Consider the following 19637-nt stretch of genomic DNA (forward strand, 5'->3'; position numbering starts at 1 on the left):
TGAGGCTCGGGCGAGAAGTTACCTTTAGCGTGGCGAAGGACGGCGAGATCCACACCCCGCCGCCTCATGGCTTAGCCCTCTCGTCCTCCCCACTCCCGCTTCACCCCCGCGCAAACGGAAAACTCGCCTTTAAACCAATGCTGCTCATATCGATCGCTTCCCAGCCAAGGCCATAGGCAGGCGACGCGGGATCCAGCGTAAATTGCACGTTTCCGCCTTCCCCTTCCGCGATCAGCATCGGATCCGCGTTCAAGGTATGCGCATCAAATTTGCCATCCAGCACATTGCGCCATGCTTCCCATGGAATTGGTACCAGCCCTCTTTTATCATCTCCGTAGATTCCGCTTACCGTAAGCTCCTTCGCCCCATTATCATAGAGATTGAAGTCCGCTTCCTGCAGTCGATCATCCTTCCAATTGACGAAATGATACAGCTGATCGCCTGAGTTCACTGCAAGATTACGCAAGATCGTAATCTCTAGATTCGCCTCGCCTGCCATCTCTTGCGTGCCGAAAGCAGCCCGCGCATCATTACCCACGAGCAAATTATTTTCGATCCGGTTGCCAATGCCTTTGGAGAAAATAACGAACCACAGCACGCCGCTGCCGGCGCTGTACAAATCATGGACGACGTTGTGCGAAACATGGAAGTAATCCGAAGCATCGTCCAAATAAATACAGAAGCCGAAGGAGAAATAGATACCGCTGTGATGAAACCGATTGGCGATAATGCGGTTGCCTGTTCCCGCTCCCCAGGACTCCAGCATCCCGCCATCCTGACTGTCCTTCATCACATCCCAGATGTTATTGCGGGTAATCAGATTATCCCGCGTATGCGTGAAACGCCAATGATTCTCCCATGTAACCTCCGTTCCGTAATAGGATGAAGCCATCGCCCCCTGCCTTAAGCCTTTCAGTGAAATGCCGTACCTCGGCATACCATGAATTTCGTTATGTGACAATTCGTTGCTTCCGCTTTGATAGAGCTGTATACCGGAGCTGTGACCTATCAGCTCGCCGCCAAACCGAATCAAATTATTCGAAATCAGATTCCCTTTGCTCACATCAGCCTGCTCAGCGCTAGCATAGCCGCCTTCCCCGGGAGCGATGCCGATCACATAGATTCCGTTGTAGCCGGTGTGCTCGATCAGATTGCCCGTGATTTCATTACTCTCACAATACCCGTTCAGCACGATACCGCTGAAGCCGCTGTTCCGAAGCCGGCAGCCCCGTATTGAAATGCCGCAAGCATTTTCGAGATAAATGAGTCCATGCCTGCTCTCCGTATGCTCGCAGTTGCTATCCGGCATGCGATACTCCTGTGCATAATCGGAGCACTCTACCGTTAAGCCTTCCAGCACAATGCCTTTCACCGGGTTGCCGGGCGAGCTTCCAACCAGCTCGATTACCCGCTTCACGGCCGGAGCGACAATCAGCTGTTCCCCGATTGGCAGCTGCCTCGGGTAATAATATAATTCACCGTTAGACGAATCGAAGTAATATTCTCCCGGCTCCGTCAAGAGTGACAAAGCGCCTTGAATCCTGTACCGCGAGCCCTGGTCGATCCCCCATGGTGCCGGCTCTTTAAACGAAACTAGACCTTCCTCCCAGCGAATTCGGTCGATCGTTTTCGTTTCGGTGAACCAATTCCACTCGCCTTCCCCGGGCCAAATATGAACCTGAGCATCACCTGGGGCATACTCGAATCTCGGAACATCATCCGCACGGAATCGGAAACCGCTTCTCGAATCACCATCTCCCTTGCCTGCTACGACATGGTAGCCTTGCTTCGGACTTCTGGCTGCCAATGCGCGTTCACCGTTCTCATAGAGGGTATGTATCGCACTTCCGGCACCAAGCCGGGCACGATAGAGTTTGCCTTCATAAGGCTCCCATCCTGTAATCGCGCTTCCGCCGCTAATCGTGGCACCTTCCTCTCCCGCTGCACTCCGATAAGTCACCGTGCAGCCATCCGAAGCAGAGTCTCGCTCATTAAAACGCAGCTGTTCCGCCAATTCATATCTCCCGCCGCTAAGCCAAACGGTTATGTCTTGTTTATAGGAATCTGCCAGCTTCAACCGAACCAGTTCTCTAGCACGCTCTAGGCTTTGAACGGCCTCCTCGGCAGTCGCCCCTGTGTTGGCATCATCGCCATCCTTAATAGAAACAAACAGCTCCATTCAACTAGCCTCCCATTCCATGTAAAAAGAGGCAAAGGTACAATACTGCTCCCTCTGCCTCTTTGGCTTTTTTACTTCTTGCTAACTAATCATCCGTATTATTTTTTCAAGCCTTGCTTCACAAGGAACTCATCCCATTGCTTCTGAATTTCCTGATCGATCTTCTCTTGACCTGCCGCTTTCAGCTTCTCGATATATTTCGGCATAATTTCAGCAGGATCCACAGCACCGGTTTCCAGTGCCTGCGCAAATTCATTGTTAACCGCATTTGTATTGGCAAGCTCTGATTTAATCGGATCTTGATTAACGGAGAAACCATACGATGCCGCAACCATGGCACTGTTGTTCAGGTCGATCGTTTTTTGCCATACATCAGGCGTTTGCGGTGCTTTCAGGTAAGCATTGAACTGGTTACCGAATACCCAGTCTACATTCGGCGCATAGCCGGAATCTTTGATCGGCTCGATGTAGTCGCCGTCTTTCTTCGTGTAGTGTTTGCCTTCAATACCGTAGCAAATCAAGTTGTACAGGTATTTATCTGTGTTTAACAGGTTGATGAACATCAAAGCGCGTTCAGGGTTTTTGCTTGTTTTGCTGATGACTTGCATAGCGCTGGCAATCCCCGTGAAGTAGCTGTCGGAAATCGGAGCATAGATGACTTCATTGCCGCCATTATTGTTCATTTCATCGATCTCGCCGCCCGGCTTTGTTGTAAATTCGATACCGACCGCGACATTGCCCTTCTTCTCCAGGTCCCCGAAGTTTTTGAGAATCGGAGCATCCTCATTGATGTAGCCTGCTTTATACCATCTGTGCATCGTTTCGTAGTATTCTTTCTTCGTATTGATTTGCTCTTCACCTGTCAAAATGGAATAGTTCGGATCGTCTTTCTTGTACGAAACGGCCAATCCATCCGTGCCAACCCAATCGGGACTTGTATAGATGCCCCATGAGTTCATGCCCATACCGAACGGAATAACATCCGGTTCGCCTTCTTTAATCTGTTTCAGGAATGGTTCAATGTCTTTGTACGTATGAATGGTGCTAACGTCGAGATTGTATTTGTCGGCAAAACGTTTCTGAATGACCAAGCTCTTCGTTTTAGCTGCAACCTGGTAAACCGGGAAGCCATACACTTTACCGTCATTGGCTTTCATATCCGGCCAGAATTTATCCGGAACATTGGCGCGTGCTTCGGGTGCATATTTACTGATCATGTCGTCGGTAAGCTCTAGCAGTGCGCCTTTATCAATATTCGCTTGATAGCTGAGCAGCCAGTACTTGGAGCCCCAAGCGACATCGAATTCTTCGCCGGCAGCCATGATTGTATTCAGTTTCGGATCGTATTCATCGAAAGAAAGCGGCTTCAAATCAACCGTCGCGTTAATTCTCTCTTTCAAATATTTATTGATTTCATCATTGACGGCTTGTTGATCCGGACCTGGCGGGTTGCTCGGATAGTAGAACGTCAATTTAACTTCCGGCAGCTCTTCTTTGGCCGGCTCTTCTGCCGTATTGTTCGCAGCCGGTTCTGTAGTTGTATTGGTTGTATCCGTTGCAGCCGTATTCTCACTCGCATTCGTGTTCTTGTTATTCCCGTTGTTATTACTGGAGCAAGCTGCAATGATGCTGAAGCATAGAAGTAGTAGACACCATTTAAGCACAGTAGACGATGATTTCATTTTCACTTGAAAGACACCTCCGTTTTTAGTTAACCCCATACCTTGTATTTAAGCAATAACAAACTACATAGTCCCTTTCCCGCTCACCTCCTCTCATGAAAATGCCGTTACCCTTTCAAGGAGCCTACTGTGATGCCCTTCACAAAAAATTTCTGGAAGTAGGGGAAGATTACGAGCATCGGTCCACCTGCTAGAATCGCCATCGCCATTCGAACGGACAACGTAGGGAAATTGACAAATTGCAGCTTACTGGCCGCTTCAGCCAGCGGTGAGTTGGCGAGAAACTCGATCTGCGACAAAATCCGAACAAGCAGCAACTGCAGCGGTACAAACTTATCGTTATCAATAAAGAGCAAGGATGTGAACCAATCATTCCAATAAGCGAAAGAAATGAATAGTCCAAGCGTCGCAAGTGCAGGCGTCGATAAGGGAAGTATGATTTGGACAAATATCCGTGTTTCGCTGGAGCCGTCTACTTTTGCAGATTCAATGATTTCAAGCGAGATCTTGTCCAAGAAGCCCTTCATAATGAGAATATTGTAGGGACTGAGCAGCAGCGGGATGATGAGTGCGCCGAGCGTGTTTTTGAGATGCAAATATTGAGTCATCAGCATATAGAACGGGATTAATCCGCCATTGAACAACAAGGTAAAGAACACATAGAAAGTAAGCGGGCGGTTATATCGAAAATCTCGCCGAGAGATCGGGTACGCGGTCAGCGCGGTAAGCAGCAGCGCGATCACCGTACCAATCACCGTAATCGTAATCGTGACGCCATAGCCGCGGAGCATAATGGTCGGTTCCTTCAACACAATCCGAAATGCTTCCAAACTAAACTCACCCGGAATGAAGCGGTATCCGTTCTGAACGAGACTGTTCTCGGAGGTAATCGATACTGCGATGACGAGCAAGAACGGAAGCACAATGAGCGCGCTGACAATAAGGAAAAATGCATTGATGAACCAATTGGATTGCTGCATGGATTTCGCATTCGACATAATCACAATTCCTCCTAGAATAAAGCGCTGTCCTTATCGACTCTACGCACCAAATAATTCGCCGATACAATGGTCACCAAGCCGACCACAGACTGCAGGAATCCGACAGCCGCGCCTGAGTTAATGTCACCCAGCTTCGTAAGCGCACGGTAAACGTAAGTATCAATAATGTCTGTCGTCGCAAAGTTAAGTCCCACGTTATTAGGTACAAAGTAGTGCAAACCGAAATCCCCGCGGAAAATATTGCCCAGGCCGAGAATAAACAAAATGATAATAAGCGGCTTCAGCAGCGGCAGCGTGATTCGGGTCATCATTTGTACTCTGGAAGCACCGTCGAGTCTGGCCGCTTCGTAATATTCGCTGTTAATGCCCATAATGCCGGCGTAGTAGACGAGTGTGGAGAAGCCGACTCCCTTCCATATCGATACCAAAGGCAGAATAAAGAGCCATGGCGTTGTCTCGAAATACCATTTATGAGGCTCCATCCCGATGTTCTGCAAAATATTGTTCAAATAACCGCTCTTATGCTCCAGAAAGGCGTAGGCTATATAGCCGACAAGGACGAGCGATATAAAGTAAGGCAGAAACATCGCAGTCTGGTAAATTTTCACCATTCGCCCCGATACTTCATTAAGCAGCAGCGCGAAGAGCAGCGCGGTTACCGTGCCAAGCACGATATACACGCAGTTATACAACAAGGTGTTTCGAATGATACGCAGTGCATCCTGCGATTTAAAGAGAAACTCGAAGTTATCGAAGCCTACCCACCTGCTGCCGAAGATGCCTTGATCATACCGAAAGAACTTAAACGCAAGAATCAAACCGACCATCGGGAAATAATTGATTACTAATTTGTAAAGAATGCCCGGCACGGCGAGCAGCAGCAGCTCTCTGTTCTTGCGCAAATGCCGCCATTCTCGACCTAGCCAGTTTCCTTTGCTGCTTTGTCCCGAATTCCTCATGACTTGTGACCTCCTCCTTCTGACCTTCATGTTGCCATGCCCAGAGCACGAAATATAGAATACGATTTTCGAAAAGCTGTATCCGGCACGTGTAAAATGTTCGAATTTATGCAGTTTACATGCCTGCAGACACAATAAAACCGCCGTTCCCACTGCCTCAAGAGGCATTGCGGGAACGGCGGTCATAGGACAAGTCCGTTATGAGATGGATTTCTTCATCCGGTATTCCTTCGGCGTGCTTCCGAACTTCCCTTTGAACAGCCGGAAGAAATAGCTCGGATTCGAATAGCCGCATTTCTCCATAATTTCGATGACGGTATAATCATCGGTTTCAAGCAGCTGCTGCGCATGTTTCAGTCGAACCTCATTCATATATTCCGTAATGGACATCGAAGTGCTGTCCTTAAACATCTTGCCGATGTATGCTGACGAGAGCTTCACGGTAGCCGCGATGGACTGCTGGCTTAAATTGATGTCTGCATATTTCTGTTCAACCAATTCCTTGATCGTCTCCAGAATCATATCGTTGCGCTCCATCGTTGCCGGACGCTGACCTTCGCAGATCCTCGCGCAAAGCGACAGCAGCGCAATATACATTTCCTCCAGTGTTTCTTTCTCCTGCGTAATTAGAGTCGCGTATTCCAGATCGACATCAAATTTGATGACCCGGTTATTCGCGATTTCCGCCGCCGTATTCTTCACGACCCATGCTAAGTTCGAGACGGCTCTAAGCATATCGTCATATCCGAACGTCGCCAGCATAGTAAATGCCTTCTCGAGCTCGCTTCCCGCCTCGGACATTTGGCCTTTCTTCAGCGCCTCAGAGAGCTTGCGTTCAATGACATCCGGGATAGCGGATTGCTTGTTGAACAAATTCTCCTTGATCTGATCGGGGGTTATCACCGCCATATGGCCATAGATGATCTTGTAATTACACACTTGCAGCGCCTGATTATAGGCCGACGAAATGTACGGAAATTGCGGAATAGAATCACTTACTCCGCAGGAGAGCGATATGCCATAGAAATGGAGAATCGTTTCCTGAATTTCTCGCACAATCGGCACAACCTCCTCAACCAGCGTTGCTGCTTGTTCTTGTGCACTTTCGCCAGCACCTTTGTCTGTACTAGGCGATTGTCCAGAAACAATCAGCACCACGTGGTCGCCTCGCACCTCCACCACTTCGCAGAGATACCGCTTCGCCATGATTTCATTCGCAATGTTAACGATTGCAAAGCTGTAGAGCTTCTTCGCAGCTCCTGTCGTATTACGATCAAATGCCTGAAATTCATCGATCCGAAGGACACAGACGAGCAGCTCCTCCTTCACCGAGATGCCAAGCCCATGCTTCTCGATGACTTCGAGCATATCATGGTGCGTAAACAGACTGCTGTCGGTCAGCAGCTTGCGCAAATAGTATTTACTCACGATTTGCTCCGAGCTGATTTCCTGAAGCTTGTGCGAGAGCCGCATATAATTGTCGCTCATTAAATGCAGCTCATCGCCGTCGAATGGCGTTGCATTCGATTCCCCTCTTGGTGCCTGTAGGCGAATACGGCGCAGCATTCGTTCAATCGGCGTATACAGCTTGTAGGACAGCCAAATCGATATGCCGATGGACAGCACCAGGAAAATACCCGTAATTGCGAATAATTTCGTCCGTGTTGAGCGAACATCCTTCATCATCAGATCATAAGACTGCACGTAGATGATCGTCCAGTTGCGAACTCCGTCATCCATATAGGATACAAGCTGCTTGCTGCCATCGATCTTCCCAACGACAAAGCCGGATTGCTGCTGGTTCATCGCTTTATCTCGCTGGACCAGCTGTTTGATCTGGTCTCGCTTAGCCTTGTCCTGACCGGTTACGGCATCATCCGAGGAATAGAGATGGCCGTCTTGATCGGCAATGTAAATTTCATTGCCCTCTTTGTCATTGCTAACCGCATCCATCCTCTTCAAGCTTTCGAACACCCAATCGGATTTGATGTACAGAATGATCGCCGATTCCGCCCTGGAGAATGGTTTAAGTGAGTTCGTCACGAGAAAAGCAAAAGCATCGATGCCTCCGTCTGCCTTCTCCAGGCTGACAGGAATAAGTCTTGAGGTTGGATGGGGCTTTGAAGGATTAAAGAGCCACTCCCGGATGCTTGCTTTTGTTTTACCTCCATCCAGCAGGAAAGCGCTTGTCGTGCCGTAAATTTCATTTTGCGTGTGATTATAAATGGCAATGGAATGCAGAAAGGAAGCGCTCTCCATAATGCTCGACATCCGCTGATAGCCGCGTATAAAGTCCATCTTAGGCAGCTTCATGTCGAACAGGAGGGTCGCAAGCTGATTGTCTTTATTGACGTAGTTGGATAGATGCGTGATGATTTCGTTCATGTAAGTAAGGTTATATTGAATTTGCGATAATACCTTGAGGTTAGACTGCTCTTGGTTGCGTCTGACGGAGTCCTCCAGCACATACGTATTCGCTACGGCCAGTGCCATGAGCACTACAACCATGGAAAGCATGATGGAGATTAAAACGCGCTGCAAATATTTTTTCGACTTATAGATACCGAAGCCTTTCACAGTTGCTCCCCCTTTAGCGCGGAAACTTCGTTTACCTATTATTATGTCAAATGTTGATTCAGACCGCTAGATCAATTTCACGCTGTACCGTAAAGCCGCTTTCTTTACGAAGACCGTTTTTTTCATTATAATTAGCCATTAAAGAGGTGTAACATGATCATAATTAAAACCAAAGATGAAATCGAGCATATGCGCAAAGCAGGCGAAATTCTCGCAGCCTGCCACCGCGAAATCGCGAACATGATTAAACCCGGCATCACAACCAATGAAATTGATCAGTTTGCCGAGAAATTTATGGAGCAGCACGGCGCGAAGCCGGAGCAGAAAGGTTATAAGGGCTACGCATACGCAACCTGCGCCTCCGTCAACGACGTCATTTGTCACGGCTTCCCTTCGGCAACTCCGCTGAAGGAAGGCGATATCGTCACCATCGACATGGTCGTCAACTTGAATGGCTGGCTGGCTGACTCCGCTTGGTCCTACGCGGTAGGCAAAGTATCCGCGCAAGCGAAGAAACTGCTACAAGTAACTGAAGAAGCGATGTACAAGGGGATCGAGCAAGCCGTTGTGGGGAACCGCATGGGCGATGTATCGAACGCGATCCAGAAGCATGCCGAAGCGGAAGGCTTCTCCGTTGTTCGTGAATTTATCGGCCATGGCATCGGGCAGGATATGCATGAAGAACCGCAAGTACCGCACTATGGTCCTCCGGGACGCGGAATCAGGCTGAAAGCCGGCATGGTCATGACCATCGAGCCGATGCTGAACACAGGCGTGTGGCAAAGCAAAATCGATTCCGATGGATGGACCGCCCGCACGATGGACGGCGGACTCTCCGCTCAATATGAGCATACCATCGCCATTACGGACGAAGGTCCGATTATTCTTACCAAACAATAGGATGTAAAAAGGCTGTCTCCATCAATGCGCTGCGGCGCATTGGTGGAGACAGCCTTTTCTATTTCAATGATGGTGCTGCGAGTGCCTTTAAGAGAAGCATTTCTCCACAAGCGCCATCCGGATATACAAGCCATTCTGAGCTTGTCTGAAGTAAGCCGCCCGCGGGTCGCTGTCTACCTCAGGATGAATTTCTCCGGCGCGCGGCAGCGGATGAAGAATCATCGCATTTCCCTTCATCTCATCGAGCAGCTTGCGGTCGATAATATATTTCCCTTCCGCCTTGCTGTACTCCTCCGGCGAAGGGAAGCGCTCCTTCTGAATCCGCGTCTGGTAGAACACATCCGCCGTCTTGGCAATGCCGGACAGATCGGTTGTTTCCTCGTAGGATATGCCCTTCTCATCCAAGTACTGCTTCACGTAGGAAGGGATACGAACATTATCCGGTGAGATAAAGGACAAATGAACATCCTTGTAATTCGCGAGCAGATAGCTCAAGGAATGCACGGTCCTGCCATAAGTCAGGTCCCCGATCATCGCGATATGCAGCCCGTCGATGTGGCCGAATTCCTTCTGAATCGTATACAAATCAAGGAGTGCCTGGGTTGGATGCTCGCCGGAGCCGTCCCCCGCATTGATAACCGGTACATTCGATACCGCTGCGGCGCGTTTCGCGGCGCCAATATCCGTATGACGCATGACGATAAGATCGCTGTAGCCCGAAATGATGCGAATCGTATCTTCCAGCGTTTCTCCTTTAATCGTGGACGAGAATTGGCTTGCATTCTCCGTGCCGATTACGCGGCCGCCCAATCGGTGCATGGCCGACTCGAAGGAGAAGCGGGTACGCGTGCTCGCCTCGAAGAAGAGCGTGCTCATTATTTTGTTCGGGAAACGCTGGTTGCCGCCTTCCCGCGCCACCTGCTCCATCTCTTTCGCTGATTCGAACAGCTCCTCCAGCTCTCCTCGATCGAATTGCTTCGCTCCGAGTACATGATACAATCCACTCATTCTTCGCCATCCCCTTTTGCGCGTTGTCCATTCGATTATAAGCTAGTCCCACTGGTACATTCAAACCATGCCAATGTTAAATTATCCAATAATCAGCTTCTCTTCGGGGTACTTAATATCCGGCTTCTTCTTACCGGAAGTGAACAAGGAGAAGAACAGGAACATCCCGATTCGACCGATGAACATGAGCAGAATGAGGGTGATTTTGCCTGATATGTGAAGCGACCCCGTAATGCCCGTCGACAGCCCGCATGTACCGAATGCGGAAGTGACCTCGAACAGCACAGCCGAGAGATCATAACGGTGCGCTTCCGCCATGAGCACGGCGAATATGCCTACAATGACGAGCAGCACGGACATCGAAAAAAACACAAAGCTCTTATAGACGTCATCCTTGCTAATCGAACGGTTGAACAGCCGAATCTCCTTCTCGCCTTTGGCAAAGTTGATCATCACGATCACAATAACGGCGATCGTGGTCGTTCGGATACCGCCGCCAACGCTTGACGGGCTCGCCCCGATAAACATCAGTACCGAGATGAGCAGTTGTGACGCCTGATGCAGCGAGGAAATATCGATGATCGTAAGGCCGGCGCTGCGCGATGTGATGGAAGTAAACAATGCATTCATCAGCTGTTGGTGAATGGGCATATTCACGAAGGAATGGCCCGCTTCCGTCAGCCATATCACTATAAAACCAAGCAGAATGAGCACGGCGTGTGTGACCATCGTAACCTTCGTGAATAAGGAAAACCGAAACCGTTTATTCTTATGTCTCGCCCATTCCGTCAGCTCAGCAAGAACGGGAAAGCCGACAGCCCCAAGCACAATGAGCGCCATCGTGACGCTTTGTACGAAGTAGTCGTCCGAGTAGCGAATGAGTGAATCCCCAAACAAGTCAAAGCCCGCATTTGTAAAGGCTGAAACGGCATGGAATAACCCGTTAAACATGGCGCTCCATAGCGTGTCCGAAGCGCCGCTCGTATAGAAATACACGCTGAATAGGATAGTTCCCAACAGCTCGATCGCAAGTGTGAGCAGCAGCACCAGCTTCATCAGCTGCATGAGTCCTGACAGCTGGTTCCGATTCTGATCGATCATGATGAGCTTACGCTCCAGCAGGCCGACCCGCTCTCCCAGCAGGAACCAATAGAAGCTGCCAAGCGTCATGATGCCGATCCCGCCGAATTGGAAGGCAAAGATGAGCACCGCCGCGCCGAAGACGCTGAACGAATCGCCCGTGCTGACTGTCGTAAGTCCCGTAACACTCACTGCGCTGGCGGCCGTGAATAAGGCGTCAATGAATGACAAACGCACGCCGGGCTTCAAGCTGACAGGCAGCATGAGCAGCAGCGTAATGAATAAAATCCCTAACGAATACGCGGTTACGATTAGCCTAGCAGGAGACATTTTCCGAATGATAGCACGCAGCATGAACCGACTTCTCCCTCTCTTAATTTTCAATAAGTTCAATTTTACCAGTGTAAGCGAACATGCGATACCCCATACCCTGATCCCAAATAGCAAAAAAAAGCAGTGCGTAAGGTTAATCACGCACTGCCCTTTACTGATTATAGGTGCTAGTTAATCAATTTTGCGTTTCTCAGCAATTTCTCCACGATGACCGATACTTCCGCACGGCTGATGTTGCTAGTTGGATGCAAGGAGTGCGTTGCATCTCCGGTTACGATTCCGAATTTCACGTTAACAGCCACTGCCGATCGCGCCCATTCGCTAACGGTTCCTTGATCTTTAAAGCTTGCAAGAGCGCTGGCGATGCCGCTTGCTTGGATTGTCGTGTCGTAGCCTGCCCATTTCATTGCGCGTGCCAGCATAGACATGGCTTCTTGACGAGTTACATTCTTAGTCGGTGCAAAAGAGTTCTCTGTCACACCTGTGATGAGGCCATATTCGTAGGCTGCAGAAACGGATTTCGCATACCATGCGTTTGCGGCTACATCTTGGAACTGTGTCGTAGTCTTGCTTGCTTTGATACCCAGCGCATTCGCAAGAATCGTTGCGAATTCTGCTCTTGTCATATTACCGCTAGGATTAAACTTGCCGGCGGATTGACCCTTCACGATCATTCTGGAAGCTAGGTCTTCGATTGCGGACTTTGCCCAGCCGGACTTCACATCTTGGAATGCAACTTGCTCATTTTGGCTAACGACTGCGTACATGCTGTTCGTCAAGCTGTTGATTGTCACAACCGTTTGGCCGTCTTTCTCTTCGATCCATGTCGGCACTTGACGCATCGTGCCGTCTGCGTCGATTACAACGCCGGTGGAAACGTTGTTCGTTCCAGCCGGAATCGCAATGCTGCGCTGTACATAACCATTGAATTTATCCATGATAACTTCTTTGCCTTCATAAGAAGCAACCATGTTAAACGATACCGGTGCTCCAACGATTGTCGTATTGTTTGCTGCTGCGGATTTGTCGATTGTTTGCTGCTCTTCTGCAGTAGGCTTCACAATTTGAATCGAGATTTGAATATCGTTCAGATCCAAGCCATTTCCGAGAAGGATCGATGCTGCATGCAGATCCAATTCAGTCGTATCGATCGTATAAGATGCGCCCGGAGCCGTAAATACGATTGTCGCTTGCTTGTTAACAAGGTCTTGTACCGTTTGCGCGCTTAGAACGGCTTGAGCAACATCGCTCGCTTTCTCCGATTTCAGGCTAACGACTACACCGGCTGCACGATTCTTCAGTTCTTCTTGAAGTGCTGCATCGTCTACTTTAACGGAAGCAATCGAGCGGCCCGCTTCTACTGTTTCAGTCACTTTGCTTGGCGCGTCGATGGCTTTGCTATCAGTACCTGGGCCAGTGCCTGTGCCTGTGCCTCCTCCGCCAATGCCGCCACCCGCTGCTGGAGCATCTTCTTTGGCTGCGTCATGCCATACAACAACTTTAATGGACTTCTGCATTGGATCTGCACCATTCTTACTTGTTGTTGCTGTCAGCGTGACTTCTGCATCTGGCTGAGATTTAGAAGGTCTTACTACTGTTCCATTCGCTGCAATAACGGAAGGATTACTCGAACTCCAGGTAATCGTTGTTCCGTAATTGCCTTCTGTCGGCAGATTCAGGTCGTTTGTTACTGCTTGTTGATCCGTATTACTCTTCTTGATCAAATTCCATACGATTGCAGCTTGCGCCGCTTGAACGGACTCGCCGTCATTCGTATCCGCACTTCTAATATAGAAGTCGTATCTTTCCCACATGTAGTAGCCGTTCAACGTAAATCTCGCATAGAGGCTGGCACCTTGGTTGCCTTCTTCTGCAGTCGGTCTGGTTACTTTACCCGCTGCGGAGAGATACGGAGAAGGATCTCCAACACCATAGCCGTTATCCGATTCCCAAATAATCGTACCTCCGCCATCGAAACTTGTTGGCAGTATCAAGTCTTGCGTGACATCAATTTCAGAGACGTTCTTGCCAAGCAATTTCTTGACATTAAGTGCTTGAATGGCTCTGCGAATCTGCGTTTCGATTTGATTGTCCATATCTGCTTTAACGGTTACATCGAATGTAATCGTCTTCGTCACTGTGCCATCTGTTACAGTCGCAGTCAGATGTACGACTGCATCCGGTTCACCAAATACAGGTTTATAAACGATTCCTTCATTGGTCACATACTGCGTCGTATCTGAGCTCCAAGTAATCGCTGTGCCGTTCGCACCATGTACTGGTAGGGTCAGCACTCCTCTGATATCTGTTGGATCGAGGTTGGCACCGCGAATCGTATCCCATGTCAGATACGACAGATCCTCATCAACAGGGTCAACCGTGTTAAGCGCCGGGACCTTCACGGTGAATGGCACCGTAACGGACTCCGTTCCCCTATTAACCGTTGCAGTCAGCGCAACATCCGTATCCGCAGCTTGTCTGGTTACCAGACCTTCATTCGAAATAATATTCGGCGTACTGCTCCAGCTAATCGTAGTTTGAGTCGCTTTATCATAAGTCGGCAATGCCAGATTCGTATAAGCCTTATTCAGCTCGCCATCCGGATTCTGGCCTTTGATGCGATTCCACGTCAAACCATTAGCAACGTCTGCTACGATACCCGAATCAGAAGCGTCAGCTCCGGCGAAACGGAATACATCAATATTGAGTACTAGTGGATGATTGCCTGTAAACGATGTCTTAGCGTTCGGCATGACTTTGCCGCCGTCAATCTCGAACATGTTATGACCAGGTTTAAGATCCGTTGCGGTAAAGCTGAACGTATGCACGCCATCAGGCTTTCCATCACCATCGATATCTGCCGTATCCGCAAGCTTCTGAACCAATCCTTCAGCCTGCAGATCCCAACCGAATGTTTGCATCCATTCAGTACCAAACAAATTTCTGTACATATTTCTTTCTTCTATTGGAGTTTCAAGCGTCCATTCTCTGGCTTTATGCCAATCAACCATGAGTGCATAGATATCGCTCACCGGATCCGTTACGGTTCCTGTAATGGTGAATGTGTCGTCATTGGTGTAGTAGGATACCGTATTGGCCGGATCTTTCATAGCCCCGTCCAAATCTACCCTTGTCTCGACATTGTCTTTGTACAGATCGATATAAGACACCGATTTATTCCCCATATAGTCAATGACCGTAATCGGAATTTGACTATATCCTTGACCGTATCCGCCTGCATCCCGATAACCGGTTAATTGGCGATCGAAGAGATACGTGCCCGCAGGATAAAAAATTTCCTGACCGTTTTGGCTAGCTCTAAAATCTTTGGAGAGATAATAGAGAACAGCCGACTCCTGCTGATCGCCCATTAACAATACCGGCGCAAAATCAGGATTAGGATTCAAAGGATCACTGCCATTTGGCGTTGTCAAAGTTCCGGAAAGATACGGATCATCGGACTCCGAATGAACTTCCCTATCCATTCCGTCGAAGTCTACAACTGCTTCATCTGTCGATAGCGATCCGGCAGCTTTGATTGGGATACTGTCAATTAATGTACCGCCATTCATCACATCGACAGTCGTATCATTGACATGGACATTGTAGCTAACGGTGCTTGAATCACCTACTGCGTCAACGACGGTGAATACGAGAGTATGCTCTCCTTCGGCCAATTGCACCGGATAACGCAGATTTTCCGGACCGGCCACCGTATGAATAATGCTGCCCATCACTATCGGGGCTTCGCTATCCACTTGTACGCTTACTTTGTAGCCTCTTGATAACACGTACTTATCCGTAATGGTCGTATTCAGCATCAAGGATACTGGCCCTTCGCCCGGTGTTACGGCATAGGCTCTCGAAGTCGTCGTACCTGTTTGATCAGCTGCTTGACTCGTGTTCAATGTGATCGTCGGCGCTTCGTTACTTACATAGGTGTCAATCCCAATGAACGGAACGCCCGGACTGTTCCAAACTTCGCCATTCTTAAGGAACACATAGCCCACTCTGTACCTATCAGGCGCTAAGTCGCTCGGAATTGCGATATCCGCTTCAACCGAGTACTTCTTCTCGATATGATTCGTCAAAGTCGTGGACGTAAAGGCAACGTCGACCGGAGTAGTCTTCAGTACAGAGAACCGACCATCTGACTCGCCCATGATTACAGCTTGCACTTTTTCGAGTTCTTCTCCATAGGCATCAATGCTTAGATTCACGTTGCCGCCCGGCTTTACATTGGCATCCCAGTAAAGGCTCTTGACACCATGATTGTAGGATGCCGAGTGGAGATCGATCGTAACGGCGTTCTGGTTATTCTCGATGACCACCGTTTCATCATTGCTTGCATTGCCTGCACGGTCAAATACGTAGAGATTGAACACATTTTTGCCGTTCTTCAGCCACGGATCGCCATAATTATCCTTGCCGGTTAAGTCAATTTGATAGGTGCCGTCTTCATTTTTCGTAATCTGCGGCATTTCGCTTGGCGTCAGTTCTATACCATTCTGTGCGAGAACGACATTACCATAATTATTAGGCGTAATACTTTCGTCAGCCACTGTGAATTTCAGCGTGTAGCCGCCGCTAGCCGCCACTTCCGGACTATTGAAGTCTTCATAGCCTTGGTGCTTCAGAATCGTCACCGCCGGTGCAGTGGTATCCTTAAACACAGGCAAATAGACGGTTGGCTGCGGACGAGCGCCCGGATAGTCAGCTGTTGCCGTTACTGCAAAATAATATTGACCATCAGGGACAGGTACGCCTTCATTCGTGCCATCCCAGATCATGTCGCCCGTCATAATTGCGGAAGATCCGGATGTGTAAGGATCCGCTTTAGGCTGCCACTCATCATCCGTTAAATGCGTGACCGGAGTGTGAGTCTGATCCACAACGTCTACATTCAGATGTCGTGCATTCCGCAGCAAAGCCAGAAGCGAAACCGGTGCGATTCCCATACGTCGATCGAAGCTAAAGGAATAGAACTTATCTCCCAATGCTTTCTCTTCAGCCGTCTCCGGAAGCGGATGGAAGAACGTCCCAATTGGCGTCGCTATGCCGATAGACGTTGGCTCATTATGCGCCCATACGCCGGAATCGTCTTGCATGATCGGTGTATCGATGATGCTTGGCTCATCCCATTTACCGTAGAAGCCGTTATATGGCACGCTTAGCGCAGGCAAGCTGGCATTAGTCGGCTGAAGTTTGATATAACCTTCGGCAAATGTATTTCTTGTGAAGCTGTTATCCATCGTCAATGTAACATCGATGTTCGCCTTCCCATTAGCCGGAACGGTAATGGTTGTCACATCTTGACCCTTTGAAGTAAATTCCACAGTGGAATCTTTCCTATACTTACTACGGATGTTGTCTGAACTTGAATCTGACGCAACGTTCAGGATATCCTCCATAACTGTACCGCTTAGATCGTATTTAACCGGTTGGTTCGTCAGATTCGTAGCCGTCAAGGTGAACGTCGTCTCTTCGTCGATTTCTTTCAGGCTGATACCCGCCGTTCCATCCGCCCCTGCAACGACAACAGGCGTTTGCACGGCCAGATCCGGACGAATCATACCGGAGCCTTGTCTTCTCGGTTGATATTGCGTCATGTAATCAGGTGCATCCGCATCCGTTACATAATCACGTACAGCCGGGATCGATGTATTCATCAACAAGTTCTTAACGGTTTGCGCAAAATCCCTCGTACCCGGCATGAAGCCTTTCGTATCGATCAGAGCTTGCATTACATCCACAACAGCGCCTGCCACATATGGAGCTGCCATCGATGTACCGCTCTCCTGCTCATAGGCATTATCGGCCCCATTAGCAATTGCTGGATCCGAAGAACGGATGGATGACACGATAATATGACCGGGAGCCATAATATCCGGCTTCAAGTTCAAATCGCTTGTCGTACCCCATGATGTAAAGTCGGTAGGATGACCCGGATTGGAAGCTGAGAAAGCCGAGCCTTCCACATCCGAAACGATCGTAATTGGAATGGCTCCATATTTCTTGATCTTCGCTCCTGCTGCCAATGTTTGAACAGCCGCCCCGCCAATGCCGACATTACCGCCGCCATCATACTCGTTAAATATGGCGATGGCCGATTCCAATACAAGACCATCTGCATTGCTAATGAACGAAAACGGAGTGTCATGCATCATGCCTTGCGGTGACGGAGCTTGATTCTCGTCGCTATTGTTATAGACGATAACGCCAATCGCACCGGCATTCTTCGCATTTGCAACCTTGTCATTGAATGACAGCGATCCGCGCTTAATAAGGACGATTTTACCTGCAATATCTGTTCTGCCTGCAAAATCAGCCGGAACGCCGACTTTATCCGGACCTAAGGAAACGATTGTGTTGGTGGACGATCCAAAGCTATCTAATCCCTCGCCATGAATGACAACGTCCTGTTCGTTCTCATCCATGAATTGGAAGCCGATCGTTCTTTTGTTAATCAAATTGTTCGCGGCAGCTACGGTGAACGAATCCGGATACACGCCGGGAGAACCGATTTTATTCAAATCCGGCGTTTCGCCTAAGCGAATCGTGGATTTCAAATTCTTCGACTGCCCATCATAGGCGTTCGAAGCATTACCTGCCGCAACGACAACGATATGGCCTGCATCCGTTGCATTGCGGATCGCAATGCCAATCGGATCTTGAGGATCTCTCTCATCGAAGGAGGAGGAGGAACCCAAACTCATATTGATGGCATCCGCACCAAGGGAAGCCGCATGGTCAATCCCCTTCACGATGTCCTCTTCCAGAGCGCCCGGCAAATGATCGGAGAACACTTTCTCTGCGATGATCTGCGCTTCCGGCGCAACGCCATCTAGGATAGGTCCGGCTCCTGCGGCAATCCCGGCTACGTGCACACCGTGAGAGCTGGTATTGGAAGTAGGCAATTCAACGCGCGGAATGATGTCATCGTTCTGATCCGCCCAGTTGTAGCCCGCGACAACTTTCAATGAAGTTGTACCGTCTTTTCTCTTATATTTCCCTGTCTTGAATTTCGCTTTCGCCATCGCGCCGGGAGTCGGATCCGGGAAAGCTTCATGGTTATAATCCACGCCGGTATCCACGATCGCAACGACCATGCCTTCGCCCTTGTAGCCAACAGGCTTACCTACTGCAGCACCGCTCCAAACATCCTCGATATGCGTAAATTCGTGCTGCTTGTTCAAAGTAGATTCAGCCGGCATGAACGTGCGCTGCAGCGAAACGGATTTCACGCCGGGCAGCGACTTAATATAGTCGATATCGCTAAATTTGATATGATCCACGCTGAAACCTTTGAAAACATTTTCATATTCTTGCTTGAAAATAAGTTGACGCGCTCCAGTCTTCGCGCCTCCGCTTAATTGGTTTACAGCGCCATTTCCCGATAGACCGCTCTGGATGAGGTCTTGCGTAGCCTGAATATCTTCAAGCACTTTATTTCTTGCATTGGTTACGGCTTGCTGCGTTGGACGAGGACCGCTGTTGGCAGCCGTCAGTTGGGAAACGGTTTGTCCTTCCAGCTGTACGATAACATTAACGATATCGTCGGGTTTATACGGATTGCCGTTAGCATCTACTAGCTGAACCTTCAACTGGCTTTGCACATACCGATCGCGAGCAGCATTGAGGCTTTCTGCAGCTTGCTGCTTGAAGGCATCAAGCTCCGATTGCGTTAGCGACGAATCGCTGGCATAACTTACGGAGATCCCCTTGTGTTCTTCTTCAGCCGGCGTATTCGGAAACAATCCTTGCTGTCCCGGAACTGGGCTTGGAAGCACGGCTCGATCGCCAAACGCAGTAGCCATGTTCGACATCATTAGAGCTGAAACGGACAATACGGCGATGCTCTTGGTGAGTCTTTTTGAGAGTAACTTTGAATAATTCATCTGTTGCAACCCATCCTCTG

The 19637-nt window shown here is 49.2% G+C and carries 9 protein-coding genes; 1 reads left to right on the forward strand and 8 read right to left on the reverse strand.

The window, feature by feature from the left end:
• Positions 1-100 precede the first annotated feature (100 nt).
• From AC6ESO_RS06700 to AC6ESO_RS06720, 5 genes are all read right to left on the reverse strand, one after another.
• Entirely contained in the window at positions 101-2179 is a 2079-nt protein-coding gene (locus AC6ESO_RS06700) for a right-handed parallel beta-helix repeat-containing protein (protein WP_497090696.1), read from the reverse strand.
• A 98-nt stretch (positions 2180-2277) separates the two neighbouring features.
• Entirely contained in the window at positions 2278-3861 is a 1584-nt protein-coding gene (locus tag AC6ESO_RS06705) for an ABC transporter substrate-binding protein (RefSeq protein ID WP_497091067.1), read from the reverse strand.
• A 107-nt stretch (positions 3862-3968) separates the two neighbouring features.
• Positions 3969-4859 carry a carbohydrate ABC transporter permease gene (locus AC6ESO_RS06710; protein WP_497090697.1) on the reverse strand — a complete coding sequence of 297 codons (891 nt, stop codon included), beginning with the start codon at positions 4857-4859 and terminating at the stop codon, positions 3969-3971.
• Positions 4860-4873: 14 nt separating this feature from the next.
• Positions 4874-5821 carry an ABC transporter permease subunit gene (locus AC6ESO_RS06715; protein WP_497090698.1) on the reverse strand — a complete coding sequence of 316 codons (948 nt, stop codon included), beginning with the start codon at positions 5819-5821 and terminating at the stop codon, positions 4874-4876.
• Between the two features lie 198 nt (positions 5822-6019).
• Positions 6020-8398 (reverse strand): AraC family transcriptional regulator, encoded by a 2379-nt coding sequence (locus AC6ESO_RS06720; RefSeq protein ID WP_497090699.1) that lies wholly within the window; start codon positions 8396-8398, stop codon positions 6020-6022.
• Positions 8399-8551: 153 nt separating this feature from the next.
• Here AC6ESO_RS06720 and map point away from each other — a divergent pair, with 153 nt between their 5' ends.
• A complete protein-coding gene (map, locus tag AC6ESO_RS06725) occupies positions 8552-9298 on the forward strand; it encodes a type I methionyl aminopeptidase (protein ID WP_494818340.1) in 747 nt (248 codons plus the stop codon).
• Between the two features lie 87 nt (positions 9299-9385).
• On the opposite strand, the gene pyrB is transcribed toward map, so the two are convergent.
• From pyrB to AC6ESO_RS06740, 3 genes are all read right to left on the reverse strand, one after another.
• Positions 9386-10306 carry an aspartate carbamoyltransferase gene (pyrB, locus tag AC6ESO_RS06730; protein ID WP_494818339.1) on the reverse strand — a complete coding sequence of 307 codons (921 nt, stop codon included), beginning with the start codon at positions 10304-10306 and terminating at the stop codon, positions 9386-9388.
• Between the two features lie 81 nt (positions 10307-10387).
• On the reverse strand, positions 10388-11740 hold the full coding sequence (locus AC6ESO_RS06735) for a TrkH family potassium uptake protein (protein WP_497090700.1): 1353 nt from the start codon (positions 11738-11740) through the stop codon (positions 10388-10390).
• Between the two features lie 146 nt (positions 11741-11886).
• On the reverse strand, positions 11887-19617 hold the full coding sequence (locus tag AC6ESO_RS06740) for an immunoglobulin-like domain-containing protein (RefSeq protein WP_497090701.1): 7731 nt from the start codon (positions 19615-19617) through the stop codon (positions 11887-11889).
• Positions 19618-19637 lie beyond the last annotated feature (20 nt).

It is taken from the genome of Paenibacillus rhizoryzae (assembly GCF_059686995.1).

Excerpts from the sequence above, each read along its gene's own strand:
- AC6ESO_RS06740 (WP_497090701.1), bottom strand. The coding sequence starts at position 19,617 with ATGAATTATTCAAAGTTACTCTCAAAAAGACTCACCAAGAGCATCGCC.
- AC6ESO_RS06715 (WP_497090698.1), bottom strand. The coding sequence starts at position 5,821 with ATGAGGAATTCGGGACAAAGCAGCAAAGGAAACTGGCTAGGTCGAGAA.
- pyrB (WP_494818339.1), bottom strand. The coding sequence starts at position 10,306 with ATGAGTGGATTGTATCATGTACTCGGAGCGAAGCAATTCGATCGAGGA.
- map (WP_494818340.1), top strand. The coding sequence starts at position 8,552 with ATGATCATAATTAAAACCAAAGATGAAATCGAGCATATGCGCAAAGCA.
- AC6ESO_RS06705 (WP_497091067.1), bottom strand. The coding sequence starts at position 3,861 with ATGAAATCATCGTCTACTGTGCTTAAATGGTGTCTACTACTTCTATGC.
- AC6ESO_RS06735 (WP_497090700.1), bottom strand. The coding sequence starts at position 11,740 with ATGCTGCGTGCTATCATTCGGAAAATGTCTCCTGCTAGGCTAATCGTA.
- AC6ESO_RS06700 (WP_497090696.1), bottom strand. The coding sequence starts at position 2,179 with ATGGAGCTGTTTGTTTCTATTAAGGATGGCGATGATGCCAACACAGGG.
- AC6ESO_RS06710 (WP_497090697.1), bottom strand. The coding sequence starts at position 4,859 with ATGTCGAATGCGAAATCCATGCAGCAATCCAATTGGTTCATCAATGCA.